Below are 24,682 nucleotides of genomic sequence, written 5' to 3'. Positions count from 1 at the left end.
AGCCATGAGCAATCTGCTTCCCTACGCCTACGCGCGCGATTTCGGCCTGCTGGCCCGGCCCGGCGCGGTCGATGGCGCCCCGGTCGACGTGCTGGTGGCGGCATCGACGGCGCCTGCGGCCATTGCCGAAGTGTCGCGCCGTTTCGGCCAGATTCAATTGACGGTGCTGCCGCGCGGCGAACTCGATGCGGCCATCGCCAGCGCCTACGCGGGCGGCGGCGGCGACGCCTCGCAGATGGCCGATGAATTCGACGCCGACCTGGACTTGACCAAGCTGCTGCAGGACGTGCCGGCCATCGAGGACTTGCTCGAATCGTCCGACGACGCGCCCGTCATCCGCATGATCAACGCGCTGCTGACGCAGGCGCTGCGCGAAGGTGCCTCCGATATTCACATCGAGCCGTTCGAGCAGACGTCCGTCGTGCGCTTTCGCATCGACGGCAGCCTGCGCGACGTGGTGCGCCCCCGCAAGGCCATCCACGGTTCGCTGATCTCGCGCATCAAGATCATGGCGCAGCTCGACATTGCCGAAAAGCGCTTGCCGCAGGACGGCCGTATCACCCTGCGCGTGGGCGGAAAACCCGTCGACGTGCGCGTCTCGACCCTGCCGACGGGGCATGGCGAACGGGCCGTATTGCGTTTGCTGGACAAGGAAGCGGGCCGCCTCGACTTGCAGCACCTGGGCATGAGCGCCCCCATGTTGAAACAGTTCGATGGTCTGATCACGCAGCCGCACGGCATCGTGCTCGTCACCGGTCCCACCGGTTCGGGCAAGACGACGACTTTGTACGCGGCGCTGTCGATGCTCAACGCCACCACCACGAACATCCTGACGGTGGAAGACCCGATCGAGTACGACCTGGCGGGAGTGGGGCAAACGCAGGTCAACCCGCGCATCGACATGACTTTTGCCAAGGCGCTGCGGGCAATTTTGCGGCAAGATCCCGATGTGATCATGATCGGCGAGATCCGCGACCTGGAAACGGCGCAGATCGCCGTGCAGGCATCGCTGACGGGTCACCTGGTACTGGCGACCTTGCACACGAACGATGCGTCGGCGGCCGTCACGCGATTGCTGGACATGGGCATCGAACCGTTCCTGCTGTCGTCATCCTTGCTTGGGGTGCTGGCGCAGCGCCTGGTGCGCAAGTTGTGCGGCTCCTGCAAAACCTTCGATGGCCAGTACTGGCAGGCGGTCGGTTGCGAGCAGTGCGGCCAGACGGGCTACCAGGGCCGCGTGGGCGTGTACGAGCTGCTGCGCACGACGGAGCAGATCCGCGCGCAGATCCACAACCGCGCCTCGGAAGCGGACGTGCGCGCCGTCGCCCTGCAGGACGGCATGACGAGCATGCGCGACGACGGCGAACGCTGGCTGCGCGACGGCACCACCACGCAGGCTGAGTTGCTGCGCGTGACCAAAGACTAGGCCCGCCACCATGCCCGCATTCCGCTATGAAGCCGTCGACGCCCAAGGGGCCACCCGCAAGGGCGTGCTCAATGCCGACAGTCCCCGTTCCGCGCGCGCCGAGTTGCGCGTGCAAGGCCTGGTACCGCTGACCGTCGAGCCGATCGCCGCGCAGGTGGATGCCGCCGGCGTCACCAAGCGGCGCGGCTTCGGCGAGCGCCTGTCCAGCACCGAGCTGGCCCTGTTTACGCGCCAGCTGGCCAGCCTGCTGGAAGCGGGGCTGCCGCTGGAGCAAGCCTTTTCCGCCCTGCTGGAACAGGCCGAGCGGCCGTATCTGCGCGACCTGATCGCTTCCATCCGTTCGGAAGTGATAGGCGGCGCCGCGTTTTCCGACGTGCTGGCGCGCCATCCGCGCGATTTTGCGGAAATTTATCGTGCGCTGGTGGCGTCGGGCGAGCAGATCGGCCATTTGTCGCGCGTGCTGTCGCGCCTGGCCGACTATATCGAGCGGCGCAATGCGCTGGTGCAGAAGGTCAAGCTGGCGTTTACCTATCCGGCCATCGTCACGGTGGTGGCGTTTTCCATCGTGATTTTCCTGCTCACCTACGTGGTGCCGCAGATCGTTTCCGTGTTCGCCAATACCAAGCAGAAGCTGCCCATGCTGACGGTGATCATGCTGGCGCTGTCGGACTTCGTGCGCCATTACGGCATCATCGTGGCGATTGCCCTCGTCGGCGCCTGGGTGGCCTGGCGCCGCGCGCTGCAGCAGCCTGCATTGAAACGGCGCTGGCATACCTGGCTGCTGACGGCGCCCCTGTACGGCAAGTTCGAGCGCAGCCTGAACACGGCGCGCTTCGCCAGCACGCTGGCCATTACCACGGGGTCCGGCGTGCCGATCCTGCGCGCGCTCGACACCAGCCGCGATACCTTGACCAATGTGGCGATGCAGGAACTGGTGGCCGAGGCCAGCGGCGCCGTGCGCGAGGGCGTCAGCCTGGCGCGCGCGCTGTCGGCGCAAAAGCATTTTCCGCCCATGCTGATCCACATGATACGCGCGGGCGAAATCACGGGCGAGCTGCCGGCCATGCTGGAACGCGCCGCCAGTGCGCAGGAGCAGGATCTGGAACGCCGCACCCTGACCATCGCCGGCTTGCTGGAGCCGGCGCTGATCCTGGCCATGGGTGTGGTGGTGCTGCTGATCGTGCTGGCCGTGCTGATGCCGATTATTGAGATTAATCAGCTGGTGCGTTAAGAGAAATATCAAGGAAACCATGAAGCGTTTGCCACAACTTGTAAGTTTGCTCGCCGTCGTGGCGCTGTCCGTGTCGCTGGCCTACTGGGCCATGCAGCTGTTCAAGGCACCGCAACGCCCCATCAATCCACCCCCCGTGCCGGTGGTGCAGGATGCCAGCGTGGAGGCGGGCGCTTCGCTGTTCGGCGGCCAGGTCAGCGTGGCCACGGCCAGCAACTACCAGCTCAAGGGCGTGGTCGCCGCCGGCAATGGCCGTGGCAGCGTGGCCATCATCTCGACCGATGGCAAGCCTTCTGTGGCACTGCCGGAAGGCGCCGAGGTGGTGCCAGGCGTGACGGTGCTGGAAGTGCATGCGCGCCATGTGCTGCTGCGCGATGGCGGCGTCAGCAAGCGTATCGACCTGGTGGCCGACGACAAGGCGCTGGCTTTGCCGGCGCAAGTGTCCGCCACCCCGGCGCCTGCCCCTGCGCCGACAACGAATTTGGTGCCGCCGCCGCTGCCGATGGAGCAGCAGCGTCCGGCAACCATAATGCCGGCGCCGCCGCAGGTGACCACCACCAGCACGCCGCCGTCGAATTGAGCTGATTTTCGGAACTACCCCATTACCATCATGCTGATGGCGCCGTGTCGCCATCGCGACAGGAGTCCTCATGTTTTCCATCCGTGCCGTCCTGGCAGCAGGCTGCGTGGCGGCGCTGTGCGCCTTGCCACAAGCTGGCGCCGCCGCTGATGTTCCCGCCGTCATTGCCCCTCCCCCTGTTTCCGCTTCCGCGCTGGCCGTTCCCGCACCCGTAGCGGCGCGTCCGCGCATCGCCCTGGTGCTGTCGGGTGGCGGTGCGCGCGGTCTCGCGCATATCGGCGTATTGAAAGTGCTGCAGGAGCTGCATGTGCCGATCGACATGGTGGTCGGCACCAGCATGGGTGGGGTGGTGGGCGGCGCCTATGCGGCGGGCGCGTCCGTGGCGGACCTGGAGAAGATGGCGCGCGAGACCAACTGGGCGCGCGTGGTGGCCGACCGGCCGCCGCGCGACGAGCTGGCTTTCCGCCGCCGCGAGGAAGATTTATTGCTGCCGTCGCGCATCGAATTTGGCGTGAGCCGCAATGGCATTTCCACGCCGCCGGCCGCGGCCAGCAATGCGGCGCTGGAGATGGCCTTGAACCGGCTGCTGCCGGCCGGCATGCGCGACCGTCCCGCCAGCCAGCTGCCGCTGCCTTTCCGCTCGGTGGCGTCGGACCTGGTCAATGGCGAGCTGGTGGAGCTGGTCGACACGCCGCTGTTCCTGTCGATGCGCGCCTCGCTGGCGGTGCCGGGCGTGTTTTCGCCCGTGCGCGTCAACAACCGGCTGGTGGTGGACGGGGGCCTGGTGCGCAACCTGCCCGTCGACATGGCGCGCGCCATGGGCGCCGACATCGTCATCGCCGTTAACGTGGGCACGCCGCTGGCGCCGGAAAAAGACCTGGGCAGCGCCATCGGCGTGGCGCAGCAAATGCTGCAGATTCTCACGGAGCAGAACGTGCAGCGCTCGCTCAAGGAGCTACGCCCGCAGGATATCCTGGTGGCGCCGGACCTGACGGGCGTCAGTTTCCTCGACTTTGAAAATTATGCGCGCGCCATGCGCGCCGGCGAGCAGGCGGCGCAAGCGCTGGCCGCGCGCCTGGCGCCCCTGGCCCTGCCGCCGGAGCAGTATGCGGCGCGCGAGCAGCTGCGCCTGGCCGCGCCGGCCCTGCTGGACGTGGCCTTGCCGCTGACCCGCCTGGTGGTGGAGAGCGAGGGCGATATCAACCCGCGCATCCTGCAAGCCCAATCGGGGCTGGAGGAAGGGCAGGCGGTCAGCCAGGAAGACGTGCTCAAGGCGGCCGGCAAGCTGTATGGCCGGGGCGACGTGGCGCGCGTGGAGACGGAAGTGGTCGATGCCGGTGAGCAGCGCGCGGTGACCATCAAGGCGGTCGAAGCGCCATGGGCCAGCAATCGCCTGCGCTTGGGCCTGGAGCTGTCCAGCGATTTCAGGGACAGCAATAGCTTTGCCCTGAAGCTGCTGCATGTGCGTTCGAACCTGAACAGCTGGGGCGGCGAGTTGCGCAGCATGGCGCAGATCGGCAATGCGCGCGGCTATGGCGTGCAGTTCTGGCAGCCGCTGGGTGCTGGCAACCCGTGGTACATCGCACCGCAGTTGCAATACACCTCGTCGGCGATGGATTTGTTCGACCAGGGCAGGCGCAGCGCGCGCCTGGCCTATAACGGCCAGACGGCGGCGCTGGTACTGGGACGCCAGTTCGGCAACTGGGGCGATTTGCAGTTTGGCGTCACGCGCAGGGAAGTCAAGGGCAAGCTGGCGATTCCGGCCGACCCCGCGCTGCCTGAGTTGCGCGCGCTGGGCAGCACACAGTTTGTGCAGTTCCGCGCCGATACGCTCGATTCGCCCGGCTTCCCCACGCGCGGCGTGCTGTTTGACGCCACCTGGACGCGCGATACGACCACGGGGTCGGGCGAAGCGGCCGTGGGTCAATCGTCCATCACGGGGTTGAAGGCTTTTAGCCGCGGCAACTGGGCTGGCCATGTGTATGGCGAATGGGCGCGCTCGCAGCGTGGCGAGGCACCGCTCAACCTCGGTGGTTTCCTGCGCCTGTCCGGCACGGAATTTCAATCGGTGAGCGGGCGCAGCATCGCCCTGGCGCGCTTCGTGATGGCGCGCCGCATCGGTTCCCTTCCCAGCACTCTGGGCGGCGCCGTGCGGGCCGGCTTTTCGCTGGAAATGGGCGGCGGTTTCGACCAGAACGCGCGCTGGAAGGCCAGCAAGTTCACGCAGGCGAGCAGCGCCTTCATCTCCGTCGATACGCGTTTCGGCCCCGTGTACGTCGCCTCGGGCGCGTCCAAGGGCGGCGAGAGCACCTTCTATCTGTTCCTGGGACCGGTCTGGTAAACGGCGCCCGGCGCTGCGGCCGAGCTGCGGCGCAAAGCCGTGAAGGCGGCAAATTCCCATGAACGGAAACCCAGCAGCAGGGTGAAACCGTCGCGCTCGGCGGGCGCCAGGCGCCGGTCGTTCTGGTGCAGCCGTGCCAGTTCCTCGGCCAGCTGGCGGATTTTCTGCACCAGCTCTTGCGCACTCGACAGCGACAGGCGCGCCGGGATGCACATCAGGGTTTCGCCGGCGCCGTCGAAATGCCCGCTGAAATAATCGGCCACCACATGTTCGCGGAAGTACTGCTGCACCGGGCCGTCGGCCAGCCAGTGGAAGGCGTTCGAGACGCGCAGGCTGTAGCGGTTCAGCGGTTTGAGTTCGATCAGGCCCAGCCGGTCCAGTTCGGCCAGGCAGCCGATGCACTCGGCCTGCGTCAGCGCATACGTTTCCACCACCTGCTCCAGGCTCCAGTGGCCCAGGCAGCAGATCGCCACCAGCAGCAGGCGCGGATGCGCCACCAGCGACTTTTCCTGCACCAGGGTGAGCGTGTCGGCATGCGGCGTGATGTCGGCCGCGCCGCGCAGTACGTCTTCCATGGCGATGCCGGAGGCCTTGCAGATCAGGGCCAGGCGCGACAGCGACATATCGTGCTGGCCAAACATGCGCTTGACACTCGATTCGCTCATGGCGATGCGCTCGGCCAGCACTTTATACGTGATGCCGGCGGCGCGCAGTTGGGTGCGCAGCACGCGCAAAACCAGTTCAGGTGAACTCACGAGATATCCTTTTTTACAAGTTTGGTAGCGGATGACGGTACCGAATGTAGCCGCGAATGGCACTTTGCACAAGGTGATAGTACTTCTCGGCAAAAGAGATGACACTCCCGCTTGTGGCTCGCGCAGCGCGCTACAACCAGGCAATCCATCCACTTGTAGAGGTTATCCATGTTTCCATCTTTCCGTTTCCCCGCAGCGCTGCTGGCGTTGGCCGCCATCGCTCCCCTGCATGCCGCCGCAGCCGAGCCTGCACCAGGTCCTTTCTATGCGGGCGCCAGCTATGGCTTTCGCGCCAGTAGCGGCCTCGATTGCGTGCCTGGACAAGGCGACTGCGACAAAAGCAGCAAGCGCAATGGCAAGGCCTACCTGGGTTACAGTTTCGACGCGCTGCCGTTTCAGGGCGGCGTGGCCCTGCCTTCGGTTGAGCTGGTGGGGTATCTGGGTGGTGAAGTCAAATCCGGCTTCGACACGGGCGCAGGCAAGGTTGCCGGCCGCGGCAAGTTCACCGGCCTCGGCATGCAAGGCGTGCTCGCCTACCAGTTCGACGCCTTCAGCCTGAGCGGACGCGCCGGTGCTGCCTATACGCAGGGCAAGGTCGATTATCTGGGCGGCGGTTCGGACAAGAAGGACAAGATCGGCTTGATCTATGGCGTTGGCGCGGCGTATGCGCTGAACAAGAACTGGTCGCTGCACCTCGATTGGGACCGCGTGCCCGTCAAGTACAACAGCAAGCAAACGACCAAGGTTGACATGTTTTCGCTGGGCGCGTCCTACCGTTTCTGACGGTAGGTGGCCGGCAATGGTGGCCTGATGGCGGACGCCCCCAGAAACGGGGGTGTCCGCGGGCGGCCTATTTATCCGTTTCTACCTTCAGCAGCAATTTCGCCAGCAGGCGTTTTTCCTGCTGGCGCTGGCCAGACATGGTTTTCACGTGCGCGCCGGCGGCGCGCTGCAGGGCGGCTGTGGCGACGGGGTTGCGTGGTTTTTGCGAGGGTTCGACGCGGAACTGCATTTTCTGCCGCGTCGCCAAGGCCTTGTTTGCCATCGGTTTCCCTCCTTGATTACAGCACGTAGCGCGACAGGTCCTCGTTGACCGACAGCGCCTCCAGGCGTTCATTCACATACGCGGCATCGATCACCAGCACGTTTTCCGTCGTGCTGCTGCCTTCGCTGGCCGTAAACGACACTTCTTCCAGCAGTTTTTCCATCACCGTGTGCAGACGGCGCGCGCCGATGTTTTCCGTGCGCTCGTTGACCGAATAAGCGATCTCCGCCAGGCGCGTGATGCCTTCCGGCGCGAATTGCAGCGTCAGGTTTTCCGTCGCCAGCAAGGCTTCGTACTGCATCGTCAGGCAGGCGTCGGTGCTGGTCAAAATGCGTTCGAAGTCCGAAATCGACAGCGATTCCAGCTCCACGCGGATGGGGAAGCGCCCCTGCAGTTCGGGAATCAGGTCCGACGGTTTCGACAGGTGGAACGCGCCCGAGGCGATGAACAGGATGTGGTCCGTGCGTATCATGCCGTATTTGGTGTTGACGGTCGTGCCCTCGACCAGCGGCAGCAGGTCGCGCTGTACGCCAGCGCGCGAGACGTCAGCGCCGCCCGATTCCGAGCGCGAGGCGATCTTGTCGATTTCATCCAGGAAGACGATGCCGTTCTGCTCGACGTTCTGGATGGCCTTCTGTTTCAGCTCATCTTCGTTGACCAGCTTGGCCGCTTCTTCCTCGACCAGCAGTTTCAATGCTTCGCGGATCTTGACCTTGCGCGCCTTCTTGCGCTGCCCGCCCACGCCCGAGAACATGGACTTGATCTGCTCCGTCATTTCTTCCATGCCCGGCGGCGCCATGATTTCCATCTGCGGACCCGCCTCGGCCAGCTCGATCTCGATTTCCTTGTCATCGAGCTCGCCCTGGCGCAATCGCTTGCGGAAGGTCTGGCGCGTGCTGTCGCCGTTGCCGCTGCCGCTGTCCACGGCCGCAGGCGTATTCGGCGTGAAACCGAAGTCGCGCGCCGGCGGCACCAGGATGTCGATCACGCGGTCTTCTGCCGCATCTTCGGCGCGTGCGCGCACTTTCTTCATTTCCAGCGCGCGCGTCTGCTTGATGCCGATGTCGATCAGGTCGCGGATGATGGTGTCGACATCGCGGCCCACATAGCCCACTTCCGTAAACTTGGTCGCTTCGATCTTGATGAACGGCGCCTCGGCCAGCTTGGCCAGGCGGCGCGCGATCTCCGTCTTGCCGACGCCAGTGGGGCCGATCATGAGGATATTCTTGGGCGTGATTTCATGGCGCAGGGGCTCGGCCACCTGCTGGCGGCGCCAGCGGTTGCGCAGGGCGATGGCGACGGCGCGCTTGGCCTTGGCCTGGCCCACCACGTGCTTGTCGAGTTCGGTAACGATTTCCGACGGGGTCATGTTCATGATCATAGTTGGCTTTCTGTATTCTTTGCTCGGGGACGTTTAGTCCAGCGTCTCGATGATGTGCGACATATTCGTGTAAATGCACAGCTCGGCGGCGATGGTCAGCGATTTCTTGACCACTTCGGCCGGCGACAAGTCCGTGTTTTCCTGCAGCGCCTTGGCGGCGGACTGGGCGAAGGTGCCGCCCGAGCCGATGGCGCCGATGCCGTCTTCCGGTTCCAGCACGTCGCCATTGCCCGTGATGACCAGGGTCGACTCGCTGTCGGCCACCAGCAGCATCGCTTCCAGGCGGCGCAGCACGCGGTCGGTGCGCCAGTCCTTGGCCAGTTCGACGGAGGCGCGCAGCAAATTGCCCTGGTGCTTTTCCAGCTTGCCTTCAAAACGGTCGAGCAGGGTGAAGGCATCGGCGGTGCCGCCGGCAAAGCCGACCAGGACCTTGCCCTGATACAACTTACGCACTTTGCGGGCCGTGCCCTTCATGACGATGTTGCCCAGCGTTACCTGGCCGTCGCCGCCCAGCGCGACTTGCTTGCCGCGCCGGACGCAGAGGATGGTGGTGCCGTGAAATTGTTCCATAGTGACCTCAAAAGATTCGTGCCGATGCGTGCAGCGTCATGCGGTGCGCGCCCATGGCTCAAAAGTGGGGATGGAAAAGGCAATTGCAAGCGGCACTTGCCGCAGCCCTGTCTGCTTTAGTGTAGTCGGCGCGGGACGAAAAAAAAGCACGCAACGCAGGTTGTGTGCTTTTTTTCGCCATCGCGGGGCCGCCGGGGCGGCCGCGCCAGGTGAGGGGGATCAGTCGCCGTACAGCTTTTGCTTCAGTTCGCGCCGTTGCTGTGCTTCCAGCGACAAGGTGGCGGTCGGACGGGCGATCAGGCGCGGGATGCCGATAGGCTCGCCCGTTTCTTCGCACCAGCCATAGTCGCCGGCGTCGATGCTGGCGATCGATTGCTGTACTTTCTTCAGCAATTTGCGTTCGCGGTCGCGCGTGCGCAGTTCCAGCGCATGCTCTTCCTCGATGGTGGCGCGGTCGGCAGGGTCCGGTACGAGCACGGTTTCACGCAAGTGTTCCGTGGTTTCGCCGGCGTTTTTCAGCAAGTCTTTTTCGAGCTGCTGCAGGCGCGCCTTGAAGAATGCCAGTTGTGCCGGATTCATGTAGTCATCTTCGCTCATGGCGCGAATTTGGTCTTCGCTGATGAGAGGGATGTCTTGGTTGGCGGCCGGGGTCGATTTATTAGTTTTGGTCATAACTTCGCTTACCTTCGATACGACAGAGTTTTCAAATTGATCAGTTGATGCGGCGATGCCGAGCAACTGTACAGGTTCCGCTGGGCATTGCTGTCCGGATGTACTGCTTGCGACCTTGGCTTGCCGGCGGCGGCCAGGACTACCGGCCGGCTACATTTGCCATGTTGATAACTTTTTACCGCTCTATGCCAGTCGCGCTATGCGCGCGACAATGGGCGTGTTGGGTGGATCGCTTGCATGCCTGGCATGTGGCCAGTGGCAGTTTGCCAGCATTTCATGACAGGCGAACGACATGGGCCGTTTTCGTCGCTGATTTTGGCATGCTTTGCCTTATATTGCCATCCCGATTTGTTGCCTAGCCGATCAGAGACGGCTACTTGTTGGTTTATACCAGCAAGATGGGTGTCGGACAGCGGGAAAGCATGCTTAACTTTCCCTTTTGTTTCTGCTTTGCAAAGAATACTTTGCAAAACCCGGCTAGTTTATACCAAACATTGTTCGAGTCCGCGAATAAAAATGTCTTTTGGTAGATTCTTGCCAATAAACACCATTTTGCTGCCACGCACCTCATTCTCGCCCCATTTGGCGCCCAGGTCGCTGCCCATCAACTGGTGCACGCCCTGGAATACCACCTTGCGTTCGGCACCCTGCATCAGCAGCACGCCCTTGTAGCGCAACATGCGCGGGCCATACACTTGCACCAGGCCGCCGAGGAACTCATCGAGCTTGGCGCTGTCGAACGGTTGCGTGCTCTTGAAAACAAAGGCGGCGATATCGTCGCTATGCTGCGCATGGTGGTGGTCTGCGTGGCCGCAATCGGTGGCGCAGGCGTCGCTGTGCTCGTGATGATGTGCTTTCTCGCCAGTATGCTCATGGGCGTGCTCGTGCTCGTGCTCGTGCGCGTGGTCATGATCGTGGACGTGCGCCGTTTCGGTGGCCAGGAAATCCGGGTCCAGTTCCAGCTTTTCATTCAGGTTGAAACCGCGGATGTCGAGCACTTCGGCCAGCGGCGCGCGGCCGAAATCGACCTTGGCGATGGGGGCGCGGGGATTGATGCGCTTCAGGCGGCGTGTCAGGGTGGCCACGTCCTCTTCACTGACGAGGTCAGTTTTCGACAGCAGCAGCTTGTCGGCGAAGCCCACTTGCCGCTGGGCTTCCTCATATTCATCGAGTTGTTTCATCGCATGGCGGGCATCGACCACCGTGATAATGGCGTCTAGCATGTAGTGGCTGCCCACTTCTTCATCGACAAAAAAGGTTTGCGCCACGGGGCCGGGATTGGCCAGGCCCGTCGTTTCGATGACGACGCGGTCAAATGCCAGCAGGCCGGCATCGCGCTTGCGCGCCAGTTCCGTCAGGCCCACGATCAGGTCGCCGCGTACGGTGCAGCAGATGCAGCCGTTATTCATCTCGATGATGTGCTCGTTGCTATCCTGCACCAGGATTTCATTGTCGATGTTTTCCTGGCCAAACTCGTTTTCGATCACGGCGATGCGCATGCCATGGTCTTCCTGCAGTATGCGGTTGAGCAAGGTGGTTTTGCCGGCGCCCAGGAAACCGGTAAGGATGGTGGTTGGAATCAGTGCCATGAAGGATGCCTATGCTGTAATCGATGGTGCCGCCGCGCAGGCGGAAGAATGCGGACGATTATGCCGGAATTTTGCAAATGCTTGCAAATGCGCGCCCATCCGCTTGATATGGATCAGGCTGGTCTACTGGCGCGGCTGCCTACTTGAGCTTGGCGCGCGGGTGCGCCTGGTCATACACGTGCGCCAGATGCTGGAAATCGAGGGCCGTGTAGACCTGGGTCGAGGTGATGCTGGAATGGCCCAGCATTTCCTGCACGGCGCGCAGGTCGCCCGACGATTGCAGCACATGCGAGGCGAACGAGTGGCGCAGCACGTGCGGGTGCACGTTGGCGGGGATTTCGGTGGCCAGCGCATGCGCCTTCAGGCGCAGCTGCAATACGCGCGGCGAGATGCGCGTGTTGCGCGTGCTTAAAAACAAGGCAGCGCTGCCATCCCTGGCGGGCGGGCGCACGGCCAGCCAGCTGGCCAGCGCGACGAGCGCTGCCTTGCCAACGGGTACCTTGCGCATCTTGTTGCCCTTGCCCGTGACGATGACTTCGAAGCTGGCCATGTCTAGCCAGCCCAGCGAGGCGTGCTGGCCGCCCTCGGCCTTGCAGTAATGGGTGTCCAGGCTGGTCAGTTCGGAGACGCGCAAGCCGCTCGAATACAGCAGTTCGAACATGGCGCGGTTGCACAATTGCTCCGGCTCGGCGCTACCCTGCTGGTGTTGCGCGGGCGCCACGAGGCGCACGGCATCGTCCACCGACAGGGCTTTCGGTAAGGTTTTGGCCCGTTTGGGGGCGCGGATGCCGTCGACGGGATTGGCGTCGAGCTTGGTCTCGCCACTGAGCCAGTTGAAAAAGCCCCGCCACGACGACAGCTTGCGGGCGATCGAACGCGGGTCGAGGCCGCCGCTGTGCAGCTTGGCCGTGTAGCGGCGTATTTCGTTGTGTGCGAGGGCGGTCCAGGGCGTATCGCCGCTCAGTTCCAGCAAGGCGCGCAGGTCGCGCCCGTAGGCGTCGAGCGTGTGCGGCGACAGCTTGCGCTGCGTGGCCAGCTGCGCCAGGTAGCTGGCCAGCCATTCAGCCTTGCCGCGCGCCTCGCCCATGGCTGACTCAGGCAGGCGAGCCGGCGCGCAGCGCGGCCAGGGCAGCGCTGGCCGTGGCGCCGATATGCACGAGGAAGTCGGTGCCCATGCTGGAGGTAAAACGTTCGCTGTCGGGCGAACCGAGCACCAGCAAGCCGAAGGTGCCTGTGGTGCCGGGGGCGCGCAGGGCGATCATGACGGTCGATTCGATTTTATCCGCCTGCAACCAGTGCACGGCCTCGAAATCGCGGTTGCTGCCGCAGTACGGCGCTTGCAAGCTGTTGGCGAACATGCGCACGTCGGCCGTGACATCTTCCGTGAACCAGCCATTGGCGTGTTCCGGCAGCACTTGCCACAGGCGCAGGCTGACATAGGGCACGTCGAAATTGCTTTGCAGGGCATCGACCAGCACGCGCGGCATGGCCGCATCGCTGCGCACTTGCAGCATGGCCTGGTTCCAGCCGTGGAACTTGCTGGCGATGTCGCCATTTTCCTCGGCCAGGCGGCTCAGCTTGGACATGCGCAGTTCCAGCGCCTTGTATTTGTCACGCATCACTTCCATTTGCCGCTCCTGCAGCGAGATGGTGCGTCCCGTCAGCGGGCTGCTCAGCTTGACCTCGCCGAGCAGCGCGGTATGCTCTTCGAAGAAAGTCGGATGCTCGCTCAGGTACTGGGCGACGGTGCTGGAATCGAGTGTGGCGGTCATTGAGAATGTCTGTCAGTGAAGGATGAACGCTTCATTCTAACCGAGAGTACGCCCGCATAGGCGCAAAGGGCAGGGCGCCGATGCATTTTCCGCGCGCACATGAAAAAGGCGGCATGGTTGCCCATGCCGCCTTGCATTCCTTGCTCAGCAATCACCCATTGAGGGTGACGTGCGGGGCATTAGAAGTTGTGATGTACGCCCAGGCCGATGTAGCTGACCGAGGTGGTGTTGTTGTAGTTGGCGGCGCTGGCCGATTTCTTGTTCGAAATATCTGCGTACAGGTAGGTACGTTTCGACAGATTGTAGTCATAGCCCAGCGATGCCTGTTTGGTCTTGGCGACGCCATCCGGCGTTTTCTGACCGTAGCCAGCGCGGATCTTGCCTGGGCCGACGTCGTAGTTGGCGCCCAGCACCCACGATTTGGTGTCGGTGTTGACGATTTTGAAATTGCCGTCATCCTGATGCTGGTACGACGCCATCAGTTTCAATTCCGCGATTGGATTGAACGATGCACCGACCGACCACAGTTTGGCTTGCAGGCCGTTACGCTCGTAGGCAGCCATGGCTGCGAACTGGGCGTAGTTGTACGTTGCCGAAACCGAGTACGGGTTCGATGCTGGCGCCACATTGGCTGCTACGGCGAAATTGCCCGTGGCATTCGTCGTCAGGTTGCGCACGGTGGCTGCAACGGCGGCGTTGTTGTTCGCTTCCTTGGCGGCCACGGTGGCGTTGAACTGGAAACCGCTCATGACTGGCGAGTTATAGAACACGGCATTCGAGAAGCGGTTTTTCGAGTTGCCTGGTGCGCTCAGCGGATCGCTGCTATAGGCGGCCACGGTCAGGTCGGTCTGGAAACCCGCTGGCGTCGGCATGCCGGACCATGGTTCGAAACTGGTGCTCGTTTCCTGGAAGGCGGTCAGGCCACGACCCAGGCGCAAGGTACCGAAGTCGCCTTGCAGGCCGACGCGGCTTTGACCCTGGAACAGCGGACGCGAATTGATGCCCGAGGTGTTTTCTACGGTGCCGGTGTCGGATTCATAGCGAATTTCCAGTTGGAAAATAGCTTTCAAGCCATTGCCCAGATCTTCCGTGCCCTTGAAACCCAGCTTGTTATTGTCGCGTTTGGTGACGCTAGTGGTTCCATTCGATGCTTTACCCAGGCCTGCATCGATCGTGCCGTAGATTTGGACGGACGACTGTGCTTGTGCGGTTGCGGCAAAAGCGCCGAAGAGTGCGAGGGCAACGAGTGTTTTTTTCATGTCTTATTCCCTATTAAAAGTGAGTTCCGTCCGAGATCCGAGCAGATTGAAAGGCGCCAATTGCCGCGTTCCGATGAATGAACCTTAATTCGTCGGCGCGCAAGTCGCGCGGGATTGGTCAAATGTGCGTGAAAAGATTGGTGAAAAGCGTCATAAATCCATGGCCCTGTTGTATTTTTGTAACGCGCGGTTTCTGCCTATCCTGCGCCGATGGCCAGCCTTCTCCCTCTCGCCACGGTGGCAGCGCCTTGCCATATTGGCGTGTTCCGGCCAGGACATTGTTGCGTTGAATCAAGTTCTTAAGCCGGCTTGGTCGGATTTATGTCACAAGGACGTTACACTAAGGGACGGCCTGCACTGATGGGCCCGGAGACGACACTATTATTAGAATCATTGACTCAATATCGAGAATCGATGGCAAATCGCGAAACATTAGGATTGATCAAGGGTGCACGTGCCGGCGATGTGGCGTGCCAGCTGGCGTTGGGACGGGTGTATCTGTTCGGACAGGGTGTGCCGCAGAGCTTGCCGACAGCCTTGCACTGGCTGGCGCGGGCAGCCCAGGAGAATAGCCAGGAAGCATGCTTGCTGATCGGTACGCACGTGCCGTTCGAAGTGGCGCTACCGGCAGCCAGGACACTGATTCCGTATTACGCGCAGGCGTTCGATGCGGGCCTGGTGCAGGCGGGCCTGGTGCTGGCGCAACTGGTGCTGGGCAACAACGCCAGCAGTTGCGAAACCTTGCGCGCCAAGGCGCGCGTGGCGCTGGACGCCGCCGTGCGTGCCGGCTTGCCCGATGCGCAATGGTTGTTATCCATGCAAGAAGGATCGTCCGCAGCCTCCATGCCGGATAGCGGCGTCGCTGGCGAGCAAGCCCTCGACGGCGACGCGCCCCTGTACGCCTGGCTGGAGCAGGCCTGGAGCCAGGGCAACCATGCCGGCTTCCTGTCGCAAGGCTTGCCGCAGGCGCGCGAGCTGTTACAGCGCCAGGCCGCAGCCGGGGCGCGCACGATCGCGCTGGACACGCAGCAGGTGCTGTTGTTGTCGCGTTGTGCCCAGGCACTGGCCCCAGGCGGCGATGTCGAGGGTTGGCAATGTTGCGAGCTGGCCGCGCATGGCGGCGACCGCACGGCGCAGCTGGAGCTGGGACTCGGCTATGCGCGCATGGATGCGCATGGCCGGCGGCTGGCCACGCGCAGCGGCGCGGCCAATTTCAAGCGGGCCGTGCGCTGGCTGACGCAGGCTGGCGAGCAGGGCCTGGCCGAAGCCTGGTTCGTGCTGTCGCGCATCTATACAAAGCCGGAATTTTCCCAGCGCAATGTGGTCGAAGCCCATTCCTGCCTGGAGCGTGCCGCCGACCTGGGACATGGCCCGGCCCAGCTCGAGTGCGGCATGCATGCCTGGCGCAATCGCCGCGACGGTGTCAACAACGATGTGCGTGCCGCCTATTGGCTGCTGCAGGCGCAGGCGCAAGGCAGCAGTGAAGCCGAGGCGGCGCTGGCGAAGATCGCGCCACGCGGCGAGCCCGGCGACTGGGGCCAGTGCGCCGCCCTGCACGCCGATGGACAACTGCGCCAGCTGGGTCAGAGCCACCCTTTGCTGGCGGCGCGGCTGGAGCTGGCGCGCCGCTTTCACCTGTCGCGTGCCGAGGCGCTGCTGCTCGATCTCCATGCGGCCGACCAGGGGCATTGCCTGCTGATCGATATCAGCGCCACGCATGGACGCGGCAAGCGGCGCCTGGCATTGATCCGCACGGCGCAGGAGCGCCAGCTGGTCGACCAGGTAGTACGCCTGTTCGAACGCGTCGATTGCGGCGTGACGGGGCCGGAAGGCAATTACCGGCAACGCCTGTACCGCCTGAAGTGCTACCTGGCCGAGCTGGGTGTCACGCAGGAACAGCAGTTCCTGGCGGCCTGACTTTTACTCCTGATTGTTCGCTGTTTACAGCTCGATTACAGCTCGATCGTGCCTTCGAACACGGTCACGGCCGGGCCCGTCATCAGGACAGGCTGGCCCGGGCCTTGCCAGGCGATCGACAGTTCGCCACCGCGCGCGCTGATGCGCACGGGCGAGTCGAGCAGGCCGCGCATGATGCCGGCCACGGCGGCGGCGCAGGCGCCGGTGCCGCAAGCGAGCGTTTCGCCCGCGCCCCGTTCATACACGCGCAGTTTCACGTGATGGCGGTCGATGACCTGCAGGTAGCCTGCGTTGACCCTGCGGGGAAAGCGCGGATGGTGCTCGATGCGCGGGCCAGATTGCTCCAGATCCTGCGCGTCGACATCGTCGACCACTTGCACGGCATGCGGGTTGCCCATCGACACGACAGATACCAGCACGGGGGTATTGTGGCCCGGCAGCGCCAGGTCCAGCGGCCACAAGGTGTCGTTACCCTTGGCCACGCCATCGAGGCCGCCAGCATCGAACGGCACCAGTTTTGGCTCCAGCACGGGCGCGCCCATGTCGACCGTGATGCTGCCATCGAGCTCCAGGCGCGGCGCAATGATGCCGGCCATGGTTTCCACGCGGATGCTGGTCTTGCTTGACAGGCCTTTTTCGCTGACGAACTTGACGAAGGCGCGCGCGCCGTTGCCGCATTGTTCGACTTCGCCGCCATCGTTGTTATAGATGCGATAGCGGAAGTCGCAGCCGGGCAGGCGCGGCTTTTCCACCACGAGGATCTGGTCGGCGCCGATGCCGAAACGGCGGTCGGCCAGGCGTTGCCACTGGGCCGGCGTGAAGTCGATATCTTGATTGATGGCATCGATGACGATGAAGTCATTGCCGGCGCCATGCATCTTGGTAAATTGGAGTTTCATGTTTTGCCGTATCACTTGTGCTGGTTATAGAACGACGCTTCGCCTTCGGGACGCGTCTTGAAGCGTTTATGCGTCCAGAAGTACTCGGCCGGCGCTTCGCGCACGCGCTCTTCGATAAATGCGTTCATGCGGCGCGTGGCGGCCGTGATGTCGTCGCCCGGATAATCGTCCCAGGCCGGGTAATAGGTCACTTTCCAGCCCTGGTAATTGGGCAAGAAGGTGGCGATGACGGGAATCACCTGCGCCTTGGCGGCCAGCGCCAGGCGCGCCGTAGCCGTCAGGGTGGCGGCGGGGACGCCGAAGAAGGGCACGAATTCCGCATCCTTTTCACCGAAATCCATGTCCGGCAGCATGAAATACGGCAAGCCGTCGCGCAGCGCGCGCAGAATCGTCTTGATGCCGTCCTGGCGCGTAAACAACTTGGGCGGCTTGAAGCGCGAACGGCCGTTGCGCAAGGCCTGGTCGAAGGCGGCGTTCTTTTGCTGCACATACATGGACGAGGCCGAAATTTCCATGGCCGTGGCGGCACCGGCCACGTCGAGGCAGACGAAGTGCGGGCACAGCAAGATGGTGGGCTTGGCCGCGATCTGCTGGCCCGGGAAGGCGGGCACTTTTTTGATCAGGCGATTCAGGCGTTCTTCCGACGACCACCACAGGATGCTGCGCTCCCACACGCTGCGTGAATACGCCTGGAAATGCTGGCGCGCCAGCGCCACGCGCTGCTGTTCCGTCAACTCCGGCATGCACAGGCGCAAATTCGTCAGGGCGATGGCGCGCCGCGTGGGCATGGCGATGAACAGCACGCTGCCGACGGCCACGCCGAAGCGGCCCAGGATGGGCAGGGGCAGCCAGTGCAGCAGCCACATGAAAGCGATCAGCAGTCTCATGGCTGCTCCTTGGCCGCATCGGGGCTGGCCGGCGTGGGCGGCGCCGCGCCGCGCGGCACCTTGTAGCGGTTGTAGCTCCACAGGTATTGCGCGGGACTACGCGCGATCAACTGTTCCATCGCCGCGTTGATGGTGCGCGCCTGCTCTGCCGAGGTGCTGGCTAGCGACTCGGTGAAGGGTACGAAATGCACGATGTAGCCGCGCCCGCCGGGCAGGCGCTCGGCGTAGGTGATGATGACTTCGGCGCCGCCCATTTGCGCCAGCTTGGCCGGCAGGGTCATGGTGTAGGCGGGGCGGCCGAAGAAATCGGCCCACACGCCTTCGCCCTCTTGCGGCACCTGATCGGGCAGCAAGCCGATGGGCTGGCCTTTTTTCAGGCATTTGGCAAAGATGCGCACGCCCGACATGTTGGCCGGCGCCAGCATCAGGTTTTCGCGCGCGCGGGCCCCTTCGATCAGCGGCTTCAGCGCGGCGCGCTTGGGCGGGCGGTACATCACGGTGAGCGGTGTGCGCAGGGCGATTTGCTGGGCGACGATTTCAAAGCAGCCCAGGTGCGGCGTCAGGAAGACGATGCCGCGGCCATGCTGCAGCGCTTTTTCCACCAGTTCCCAGTTTTCCACCGTCGCATGGCGCGCCACGCGTTCGGCTGGGGCGCACCAGATGAAAGGCAGTTCCAGCACGCTCTTGCCCGCTTCGGCCACGGCCGTGTGCAAGTGTTGCGAAAACCCCGCACCCTGCATATTCTCGCGCATGCGGCGCCGGTAAGACGGGGATATGGCGTAAATCACCCAGCCGAGTACAGCGCCAAGGCCATGCAGGACGGGCAGGGGAAAGATGGATAAAAAGCGGAAAATTGGGACTAACATGAATAAGCTGTTTCCAGGAATGGCGTGTTGCCGTGCCAAAATTTTTTAAGAAGCGTAAAATACCACGTATGCAGTAACCGCTGAGTTAATAGACAACTTGCGAAGCGGAATATAAATATCGCTAAAGCGTCGCAGGCAAAATCCTCTTTACTGCGACAGAACATTCACATAGTAATCAGGAGCTTGCAATGTCAAACGACTATCTCTTCACTTCCGAATCCGTCTCGGAAGGCCATCCCGACAAGGTTGCCGATCAAATTTCCGACGCCATCCTTGACGCCATCCTGACCCAGGATCCGACCGCCCGCGTGGCTGCCGAAACCTTGTGCAACACGGGTCTGGTGGTACTGGCTGGCGAGATTACCACTCACGCCAATGTGGATTATATTCAAGTTGCGCGCGAAACCATCAAACGTATCGGCTACGACAACACGGAATACGGCATCGACTACAAGGGTTGCGCCGTGCTGGTGGCCTACGACAAGCAGTCGCCCGACATCGCGCAAGGCGTCGATGAAGGTGCGGGGATTGACCTGGATCAAGGCGCTGGCGATCAGGGCCTGATGTTCGGCTACGCCTGCGATGAAACGGCCGAGCTGATGCCTGCCGCCATCCATTACGCGCACCGCCTGGTCGAGCGCCAGTCGCAACTGCGCAAGGATGGCCGTCTGCCATGGCTGCGTCCGGATGCAAAATCGCAAGTGACCCTGCGCTACGTCGATGGCCGTCCCGTCGGCGTGCACACGGTCGTGCTGTCGACCCAGCATGCGCCGGAAATCTCGCACAAGCAGATCGAAGAAGCGGTCATCGAAGAAATCATCAAGCCCATCCTGCCGCGCGAATGGCTGACGGAGACCAAATTCCTCGTCAACCCGACGGGCCGTTTCGTCATCGGCGGTCCGCAAGGCGATTGCGGCTTGACCGGGCGCAAGATCATCGTCGATACCTACGGTGGCGCAGCCCCGCACGGCGGCGGCGCGTTCTCGGGCAAGGATCCGTCGAAAGTCGACCGTTCGGCAGCCTACGCCGCTCGCTACGTGGCGAAAAACATCGTCGCGGCAGGTCTGGCGCGTCAATGCCAGGTGCAGGTCAGCTACGCCATCGGCGTGGCCAAGCCGATCAACATCACCGTCTACACGGAAGGCACGGGCGTGATTCCCGACGCGGAAATCGCCAAGCTGGTGCTGGCGCACTTCGACCTGCGTCCAAAAGGCATCGTGCAAATGCTGGACCTGCTGCGTCCGATCTACCAAAAGAGCGCCGCTTACGGCCACTTCGGCCGCGAAGAGCCGGAATTCACGTGGGAGCGCACCGACAAGGTCGCCCTGCTGCGCGACGCTGCCGGCTTGAAGTAATCTAGTCCGCTTGCAAGAAAAGCGCCCCGGCCAGCAGGCCGCGGGCGCTTTTTTTATGGGTGCGCACGGGACGGCGCGTACCGAACGGCGCGGTCATGGGGATACACTACAATTCATTGCAAATAAACCAATTAGGGAATTTCATGATCTTGTTGCGCCCACGCTCGCTGCTTGTTGTTCTGCTGTCTACATTGAGCCTGTCCGTTGTCGCGGCGGCGCCGGCCACGCTGACGGTGGGACAATGGCTGGACAAGGCAGAAGGGGGCGATGGGTATGCCGTGCTGACTCTGGCGGCGGCTGGCAAATTTGTTTTCCCCGATGGCTCGCTGGCAACGCCGGTCCAGATCAGGCCTGAACTCACCGAGCTGATGGGACAAATGTCGGCACGCCAGGCCTTGCATGTGCTCACCATCTATGCCGACAGTGGTTTTCTCGCCACGGATCCCGATGCCTGGCGCTCGAATATCAAGCCCGATCCTGTACTCACCTGCAAATGGGCCATGCGCGCCGCGAATTACCCGACCGACGGCAGCAAGGCTGATAAGGACATGGTGCCCATCCTGCGTGACCTGGCCGATGAAATAGCGCGACGCCTGGATGTTGACGAGCGCGCCAGCTGTATCAGCCAGGGCAAGAACTGGCCGCGCAAACCGTAGGGCGTCAGCGCGCGTCGCGGGCTTGCCAGGCAGTCGGCCCGCATGACTAATGGTTGCCGCCGGCGCATGGCCAATGTTATGATGCGGGGTCCGAGGAGCGTTGCGACGAAGAAATTCGCCAGGCTCGGAATATCCTGCAACTGCGCTCACGTACCTTTTTCAACTGAAAGGAGGGCGTGATGAACGCCGTACTCAAATCGCAACACGACTACACCATCGCCGATATCACTCTGGCCGCATGGGGCGACAAAGAAATCAAGATTGCTGAAACGGAAATGCCTGGCCTGATGGCCATCCGCGAAGAATTCGCGGCAGCGCAGCCTTTGAAAGGTGCGCGCATCACCGGTTCCATCCACATGACCATCCAGACCGCCGTGTTGATCCAGACCCTGGAAGCACTGGGCGCGCAAGTGCGTTGGGCATCGTGCAACATTTACTCCACGCAAGATCACGCTGCTGCCGCCATCGCTGCCGCCGGCACGCCTGTGTTCGCCGTCAAGGGCGAGTCGCTGGACGACTACTGGGAATACACGCACCGCATCTTCGAATGGCCGAACGCGGATGGCAAGGCAGTCTACTCGAACATGATCCTTGACGATGGCGGCGATGCTACCTTGCTGCTGCACCTGGGCGTGCGCGCGGAAACCGATCTGTCGGTGCTGGCCAACCCGGGTTCGGAAGAAGAAATCTGCATGTTCAACTCGATTAAGCGGCATCTGCTGGTCGACCCGACCTGGTACTCGAAGCGTCTGCCGGAAATCCTGGGCGTGACGGAAGAAACCACCACCGGCGTGCACCGTTTGTATCAAATGCACAAGGAAGGCAAGCTGGCTTTCCCTGCGATCAACGTGAACGATTCCGTCACGAAATCGAAGTTCGACAACCTGTATGGCTGCCGCGAGTCGCTGGTCGACGGCATCAAGCGCGCCACCGACGTGATGATCGCCGGTAAAGTGGCCGTCATCGCCGGTTACGGTGACGTCGGCAAGGGTTCGGCCCAAGCCATGCGCGCCCTGTCGGCGCAAGTATGGGTGACGGAAGTCGATCCGATCTGCGCACTGCAGGCGGCGATGGAAGGCTACCGCGTGGTCACGATGGATTACGCCTGCGAACATGGCGACATCTTCGTTACCTGCACGGGCAACTACCATATCCTGACGCACGATCACCTGACGCGCATGAAAGACCAGGCTATCGTCTGCAACATTGGTCACTTCGATAATGAAATCGATGTTGCTTCGTTGAAGCAATACGAGTGGGAAAACATCAAGCCGCAGGTCGACCACATCATCTTCCCGTCGGGCCGCCGCATCATCCTGCTGGCCGAAGGCCGTCTGGTCAACCTCGGTTGCGGCACGGGCCACCCGTCGTACGTGATGAGCTCGTCGTTCGCCAACCAGACGATCGCCCAGATCGAGCTGTACGCGAACACGGCCAATTACCCGGTCGGCGTGTACACCTTGCCAAAACACCTCGATGAAAAAGTCGCCCGTTTGCAACTCAAAAAGTTGAATGCGCAGCTGACGGAACTGACGCAAGAGCAAGCCGACTACATCGGCGTGCGTCAAGAAGGCCCCTACAAGCCAGAGCACTACCGCTATTAATCGGTAGTCCGGGGCCGTAACTCACCCTCTGAGGGCCGGCGCTTGCCGCCGGCCTGACCCTACTTTTGACAGGCTAGAGAAATGCGCTTGCTACTGATTTGGTTTATCAATGCGGCAGCCCTGTTTGCCGTCCCTTATTTGATGCACTCGGTGACGATGAGCAGCGGCTGGACCGCGCTGCTGGCCGCAGCCGTGCTGGGGCTGGTCAATGCGCTGATCCGTCCCTTGCTGATTCTGCTGACCCTGCCCGTGACGTTTTTGTCGCTGGGCCTGTTCATCCTGATCATCAACGGCTTCATGTTCTGGCTGGTGGCGCAGATGATCGATGGTTTCCATGTCGCCAGTTTCTGGTCGGCCGTGGGTGGTGCATTGCTGTACAGCGTCATTTCCTGGGCCCTGTCGACCTTACTTTTGAGTAATGACGATGGAAAAGCATAATTTCAGTATTGAGTTTTTCCCGCCGAAAACCCCGGAAGGGGCGGAAAAGCTGCGCGCCACGCGTGTCAAGTTGTCTGAATTGCATCCAAAGTATTTTTCGGTGACCTTTGGCGCCGGCGGTACCACGCAGCAAGGTACTCTGGATACCGTGCGCGAGATCCTGGCGGCCGGCGAACAAGCCGCGCCCCATCTGTCTTGCGTCGGTGGCTCGCGCGAATCGATCCGCACCGTGCTGGCCGACTTCAAGGCGGCCGGCGTGAGCCGTATCGTGGCTTTGCGGGGCGACTTGCCCAGCGGCTATGGCGCTTCGGGCGAGTTCCGCTACGCCAACGAGCTGGTGGAATTCATCCGCGCCGAGACGGGCGACCATTTCCATATCGAAGTGGCCGCCTATCCGGAAGTGCACCCGCAAGCCCGTTCGCCGCAGGACGACTTGAACGCGTTCGCGCGCAAGGTGCAGGCGGGCGCCGATGCGGCCATCACCCAGTACTTTTACAATGCCGATGCGTATTTCCAGTTTGTCGAGCAGACACAGAAGATGGGGATCAACGTGCCTATCGTGGCCGGCATCATGCCGATCACGAATTACACGCAGCTGATGCGCTTTTCGGACATGTGCGGTGCGGAAATTCCACGCTGGGTGCGTCTGAAGCTGGCCAGCTTTGGCGATGACAGCGCGTCCATCAAGGCTTTTGGCCTGGACGTGGTGACGGGCTTGTGCGAGCGTTTGCTGGAAGGCGGCGCGCCAGGCTTGCATTTCTATAGCATGAACCAGGCGGCGCCCACTACCGCCCTGTGGCAGCGCCTGGTGAATTAAACCGTTCTGATGCGTTAGAGCAGATCGCCCTCGGTCACGATGTGATCGAGGGCGATGTCGTATTCGCCACTTGCGAAGTGTGCCGCCAGGCAGGCATAGGCGATCCCCAGGGTGCGCGGACGGGGCGCTTGCGCCAGGGTACGGTCGTAATAGCCGCCGCCATAGCCGAGGCGAAAACGTTCCAAACTAAAACCCAGGCAGGGCACCAGCAGGGTGGTGGGTGCCGGGCGCAGGCGTAATTGGGCGGGCACGGCCACGCCCATGCCATCTTTCACCATCGCTTCGCCGGGCCTCCAGTTGCTGAATGCCAGCGGTGCATGCTTTTCCAGCACCACCGGCAGGCATAATTTCACGCCGCGCGCGTCCAGCTGCGCATACGCGCCATGCAGGTCGGGCTCGCCATGCAGGGGCCAGTACACGCCCAGTTCTGTAATATTTTCCTGCGCGCACCAGTCGAGCAGGCGCCGGGCGATGGCAGCGTCCCACCCTGCGCGCGTGGTCTCGGGCAGGGCGCGGCGGGCCGCCAGCAGGGCCTTGCGCAAGCCGGCTTTGTCCTGTGGAGCAATGGGTGGCCGTGCAGCCGGATCGCATGTTATTCTAGGGTCGCTATTCATATCACCAT

Annotated in this window: 24 protein-coding genes and 1 riboswitch; of the genes, 11 read left to right on the top strand and 13 right to left on the bottom strand. The window is 62.6% G+C overall.

The features are described from left to right. The first annotated feature begins 4 nt into the window (after positions 1-4). The 4 genes from gspE to ACQ4WZ_RS21445 all read left to right on the top strand — a co-directional run bounded on the left by gspE (position 5) and on the right by ACQ4WZ_RS21445 (position 5,578). Entirely contained in the window at positions 5-1,426 is a 1,422-nt protein-coding gene (gene gspE / locus ACQ4WZ_RS21460; RefSeq protein WP_101483516.1) for a type II secretion system ATPase GspE, read from the top strand. Between the two features lie 10 nt (positions 1,427-1,436). Then, positions 1,437-2,657 (top strand): type II secretion system inner membrane protein GspF, encoded by a 1,221-nt coding sequence (gene gspF, locus ACQ4WZ_RS21455; protein WP_101483517.1) that lies wholly within the window; start codon positions 1,437-1,439, stop codon positions 2,655-2,657. Positions 2,658-2,676: 19 nt separating this feature from the next. Further along, complete coding sequence (locus ACQ4WZ_RS21450; protein ID WP_101483518.1) at positions 2,677-3,237, top strand: type II secretion system protein N; 561 nt, start codon at positions 2,677-2,679, stop codon at positions 3,235-3,237. A gap of 70 nt (positions 3,238-3,307) precedes the next feature. Continuing rightward, the gene (locus tag ACQ4WZ_RS21445; RefSeq protein WP_101483519.1) at positions 3,308-5,578 is read left to right on the top strand and encodes a patatin-like phospholipase family protein; all 2,271 of its coding nucleotides are present in this window, start codon (positions 3,308-3,310) and stop codon (positions 5,576-5,578) included. Here the strand turns inward: ACQ4WZ_RS21445 and ACQ4WZ_RS21440 are convergent. Continuing rightward, the gene (locus tag ACQ4WZ_RS21440) at positions 5,551-6,333 is read right to left on the bottom strand and encodes a helix-turn-helix domain-containing protein (protein ID WP_243857882.1); all 783 of its coding nucleotides are present in this window, start codon (positions 6,331-6,333) and stop codon (positions 5,551-5,553) included. The genes ACQ4WZ_RS21445 and ACQ4WZ_RS21440 overlap by 28 nt on opposite strands. Before the next feature lie 168 nt (positions 6,334-6,501). Here ACQ4WZ_RS21440 and ACQ4WZ_RS21435 point away from each other — a divergent pair, with 168 nt between their 5' ends. Further along, positions 6,502-7,116 (top strand): outer membrane protein, encoded by a 615-nt coding sequence (locus ACQ4WZ_RS21435; protein ID WP_101483520.1) that lies wholly within the window; start codon positions 6,502-6,504, stop codon positions 7,114-7,116. Positions 7,117-7,183: 67 nt separating this feature from the next. Here the strand turns inward: ACQ4WZ_RS21435 and ACQ4WZ_RS21430 are convergent, their stop codons facing one another. The 8 genes from ACQ4WZ_RS21430 to ACQ4WZ_RS21395 all read right to left on the bottom strand — a co-directional run bounded on the left by ACQ4WZ_RS21430 (position 7,184) and on the right by ACQ4WZ_RS21395 (position 14,621). Further along, positions 7,184-7,378, bottom strand: coding sequence for a hypothetical protein (locus ACQ4WZ_RS21430; protein WP_101483521.1), 195 nt, complete (start codon positions 7,376-7,378; stop codon positions 7,184-7,186). A gap of 16 nt (positions 7,379-7,394) precedes the next feature. Continuing rightward, the gene (gene hslU, locus ACQ4WZ_RS21425) at positions 7,395-8,753 is read right to left on the bottom strand and encodes an ATP-dependent protease ATPase subunit HslU (RefSeq protein ID WP_436574489.1); all 1,359 of its coding nucleotides are present in this window, start codon (positions 8,751-8,753) and stop codon (positions 7,395-7,397) included. 39 nt (positions 8,754-8,792) lie between these two features. Then, positions 8,793-9,329 (bottom strand): ATP-dependent protease subunit HslV, encoded by a 537-nt coding sequence (hslV, locus tag ACQ4WZ_RS21420; RefSeq protein WP_096233303.1) that lies wholly within the window; start codon positions 9,327-9,329, stop codon positions 8,793-8,795. A gap of 219 nt (positions 9,330-9,548) precedes the next feature. Further along, a complete protein-coding gene (gene dksA, locus ACQ4WZ_RS21415) occupies positions 9,549-10,001 on the bottom strand; it encodes an RNA polymerase-binding protein DksA (protein WP_034753066.1) in 453 nt (150 codons plus the stop codon). A gap of 482 nt (positions 10,002-10,483) precedes the next feature. Then, positions 10,484-11,590, bottom strand: coding sequence for a CobW family GTP-binding protein (locus ACQ4WZ_RS21410; RefSeq protein ID WP_436574488.1), 1,107 nt, complete (start codon positions 11,588-11,590; stop codon positions 10,484-10,486). 139 nt (positions 11,591-11,729) lie between these two features. Beyond that, positions 11,730-12,677: a tyrosine recombinase XerC gene (locus tag ACQ4WZ_RS21405; RefSeq protein ID WP_133988852.1), complete on the bottom strand. Its 948-nt coding sequence runs from the start codon at positions 12,675-12,677 to the stop codon at positions 11,730-11,732. 7 nt (positions 12,678-12,684) lie between these two features. Then, positions 12,685-13,362, bottom strand: a complete 678-nt coding sequence (locus ACQ4WZ_RS21400; protein ID WP_101483524.1) for a DUF484 family protein — start codon at positions 13,360-13,362, stop codon at positions 12,685-12,687. A gap of 179 nt (positions 13,363-13,541) precedes the next feature. After that, positions 13,542-14,621, bottom strand: a complete 1,080-nt coding sequence (locus ACQ4WZ_RS21395; RefSeq protein WP_101483525.1) for a porin — start codon at positions 14,619-14,621, stop codon at positions 13,542-13,544. A 414-nt stretch (positions 14,622-15,035) separates the two neighbouring features. Here ACQ4WZ_RS21395 and ACQ4WZ_RS21390 point away from each other — a divergent pair, with 414 nt between their 5' ends. After that, entirely contained in the window at positions 15,036-16,538 is a 1,503-nt protein-coding gene (locus ACQ4WZ_RS21390; RefSeq protein ID WP_436574487.1) for a tetratricopeptide repeat protein, read from the top strand. A 35-nt stretch (positions 16,539-16,573) separates the two neighbouring features. On the opposite strand, the gene dapF is transcribed toward ACQ4WZ_RS21390, so the two are convergent. From dapF to ACQ4WZ_RS21375, 3 genes are read right to left on the bottom strand one after another with little or no spacing between them, the layout of a single operon-like run. Further along, entirely contained in the window at positions 16,574-17,437 is an 864-nt protein-coding gene (gene dapF / locus ACQ4WZ_RS21385; RefSeq protein ID WP_436574486.1) for a diaminopimelate epimerase, read from the bottom strand. An 11-nt stretch (positions 17,438-17,448) separates the two neighbouring features. Next, positions 17,449-18,324, bottom strand: coding sequence for an LpxL/LpxP family acyltransferase (locus tag ACQ4WZ_RS21380; protein ID WP_101483528.1), 876 nt, complete (start codon positions 18,322-18,324; stop codon positions 17,449-17,451). Next, a complete protein-coding gene (locus ACQ4WZ_RS21375) occupies positions 18,321-19,190 on the bottom strand; it encodes a lysophospholipid acyltransferase family protein (protein ID WP_101483529.1) in 870 nt (289 codons plus the stop codon). The genes ACQ4WZ_RS21380 and ACQ4WZ_RS21375 overlap by 4 nt, the downstream gene beginning before the upstream one ends. 188 nt (positions 19,191-19,378) lie before the next feature. Here ACQ4WZ_RS21375 and metK point away from each other — a divergent pair, with 188 nt between their 5' ends. From metK to metF, 5 genes are all read left to right on the top strand, one after another. Further along, positions 19,379-20,545 (top strand): methionine adenosyltransferase, encoded by a 1,167-nt coding sequence (gene metK / locus ACQ4WZ_RS21370; RefSeq protein WP_101483530.1) that lies wholly within the window; start codon positions 19,379-19,381, stop codon positions 20,543-20,545. Positions 20,546-20,640: 95 nt separating this feature from the next. Next, positions 20,641-21,201, top strand: a complete 561-nt coding sequence (locus ACQ4WZ_RS21365; protein ID WP_436574485.1) for a hypothetical protein — start codon at positions 20,641-20,643, stop codon at positions 21,199-21,201. Positions 21,202-21,287: 86 nt separating this feature from the next. After that, a riboswitch (S-adenosyl-L-homocysteine riboswitch) is annotated at positions 21,288-21,356 on the top strand. Positions 21,357-21,380: 24 nt separating this feature from the next. Next, entirely contained in the window at positions 21,381-22,805 is a 1,425-nt protein-coding gene (gene ahcY, locus ACQ4WZ_RS21360) for an adenosylhomocysteinase (RefSeq protein WP_436574484.1), read from the top strand. An 81-nt stretch (positions 22,806-22,886) separates the two neighbouring features. Next, positions 22,887-23,243, top strand: a complete 357-nt coding sequence (locus tag ACQ4WZ_RS21355; RefSeq protein WP_436574483.1) for a phage holin family protein — start codon at positions 22,887-22,889, stop codon at positions 23,241-23,243. Further along, positions 23,230-24,060 carry a methylenetetrahydrofolate reductase [NAD(P)H] gene (gene metF / locus ACQ4WZ_RS21350; RefSeq protein WP_436574482.1) on the top strand — a complete coding sequence of 277 codons (831 nt, stop codon included), beginning with the start codon at positions 23,230-23,232 and terminating at the stop codon, positions 24,058-24,060. Before ACQ4WZ_RS21355 ends, metF begins: the two co-directional genes overlap by 14 nt. A 14-nt stretch (positions 24,061-24,074) precedes the next feature. Here the strand turns inward: metF and ACQ4WZ_RS21345 are convergent, their stop codons facing one another. Next, positions 24,075-24,674 (bottom strand): 5-formyltetrahydrofolate cyclo-ligase, encoded by a 600-nt coding sequence (locus ACQ4WZ_RS21345; RefSeq protein ID WP_436574481.1) that lies wholly within the window; start codon positions 24,672-24,674, stop codon positions 24,075-24,077. Between the last annotated feature and the right edge of the window lie 8 nt (positions 24,675-24,682).

It is taken from the genome of Janthinobacterium darwini (assembly GCF_051380905.1).
In the GTDB taxonomy this organism is placed as follows: Bacteria; Pseudomonadota; Gammaproteobacteria; order Burkholderiales; family Burkholderiaceae_D; genus Janthinobacterium.
Note: the sequence above shows the minus strand (reverse complement) of the source record. Positions and strands in the feature narration are given on the sequence as shown.

Coding starts and splice junctions, on each gene's coding strand:
- gspE (WP_101483516.1), top strand. CDS start 5: ATGAGCAATCTGCTTCCCTACGCCTACGCGCGCGATTTCGGCCTGCTG.
- gspF (WP_101483517.1), top strand. CDS start 1,437: ATGCCCGCATTCCGCTATGAAGCCGTCGACGCCCAAGGGGCCACCCGC.
- ACQ4WZ_RS21450 (WP_101483518.1), top strand. CDS start 2,677: ATGAAGCGTTTGCCACAACTTGTAAGTTTGCTCGCCGTCGTGGCGCTG.
- ACQ4WZ_RS21445 (WP_101483519.1), top strand. CDS start 3,308: ATGTTTTCCATCCGTGCCGTCCTGGCAGCAGGCTGCGTGGCGGCGCTG.
- ACQ4WZ_RS21435 (WP_101483520.1), top strand. CDS start 6,502: ATGTTTCCATCTTTCCGTTTCCCCGCAGCGCTGCTGGCGTTGGCCGCC.
- ACQ4WZ_RS21430 (WP_101483521.1), bottom strand. CDS start 7,378: ATGGCAAACAAGGCCTTGGCGACGCGGCAGAAAATGCAGTTCCGCGTC.
- hslU (WP_436574489.1), bottom strand. CDS start 8,753: ATGAACATGACCCCGTCGGAAATCGTTACCGAACTCGACAAGCACGTG.
- hslV (WP_096233303.1), bottom strand. CDS start 9,329: ATGGAACAATTTCACGGCACCACCATCCTCTGCGTCCGGCGCGGCAAG.
- dksA (WP_034753066.1), bottom strand. CDS start 10,001: ATGACCAAAACTAATAAATCGACCCCGGCCGCCAACCAAGACATCCCT.
- ACQ4WZ_RS21410 (WP_436574488.1), bottom strand. CDS start 11,590: ATGGCACTGATTCCAACCACCATCCTTACCGGTTTCCTGGGCGCCGGC.
- ACQ4WZ_RS21405 (WP_133988852.1), bottom strand. CDS start 12,677: ATGGGCGAGGCGCGCGGCAAGGCTGAATGGCTGGCCAGCTACCTGGCG.
- ACQ4WZ_RS21400 (WP_101483524.1), bottom strand. CDS start 13,362: ATGACCGCCACACTCGATTCCAGCACCGTCGCCCAGTACCTGAGCGAG.
- ACQ4WZ_RS21395 (WP_101483525.1), bottom strand. CDS start 14,621: ATGAAAAAAACACTCGTTGCCCTCGCACTCTTCGGCGCTTTTGCCGCA.
- ACQ4WZ_RS21390 (WP_436574487.1), top strand. CDS start 15,036: ATGGCAAATCGCGAAACATTAGGATTGATCAAGGGTGCACGTGCCGGC.
- dapF (WP_436574486.1), bottom strand. CDS start 17,437: ATGAAACTCCAATTTACCAAGATGCATGGCGCCGGCAATGACTTCATC.
- ACQ4WZ_RS21380 (WP_101483528.1), bottom strand. CDS start 18,324: ATGAGACTGCTGATCGCTTTCATGTGGCTGCTGCACTGGCTGCCCCTG.
- ACQ4WZ_RS21375 (WP_101483529.1), bottom strand. CDS start 19,190: ATGTTAGTCCCAATTTTCCGCTTTTTATCCATCTTTCCCCTGCCCGTC.
- metK (WP_101483530.1), top strand. CDS start 19,379: ATGTCAAACGACTATCTCTTCACTTCCGAATCCGTCTCGGAAGGCCAT.
- ACQ4WZ_RS21365 (WP_436574485.1), top strand. CDS start 20,641: ATGGGGATACACTACAATTCATTGCAAATAAACCAATTAGGGAATTTC.
- ahcY (WP_436574484.1), top strand. CDS start 21,381: ATGAACGCCGTACTCAAATCGCAACACGACTACACCATCGCCGATATC.
- ACQ4WZ_RS21355 (WP_436574483.1), top strand. CDS start 22,887: ATGCGCTTGCTACTGATTTGGTTTATCAATGCGGCAGCCCTGTTTGCC.
- metF (WP_436574482.1), top strand. CDS start 23,230: ATGGAAAAGCATAATTTCAGTATTGAGTTTTTCCCGCCGAAAACCCCG.
- ACQ4WZ_RS21345 (WP_436574481.1), bottom strand. CDS start 24,674: ATGAATAGCGACCCTAGAATAACATGCGATCCGGCTGCACGGCCACCC.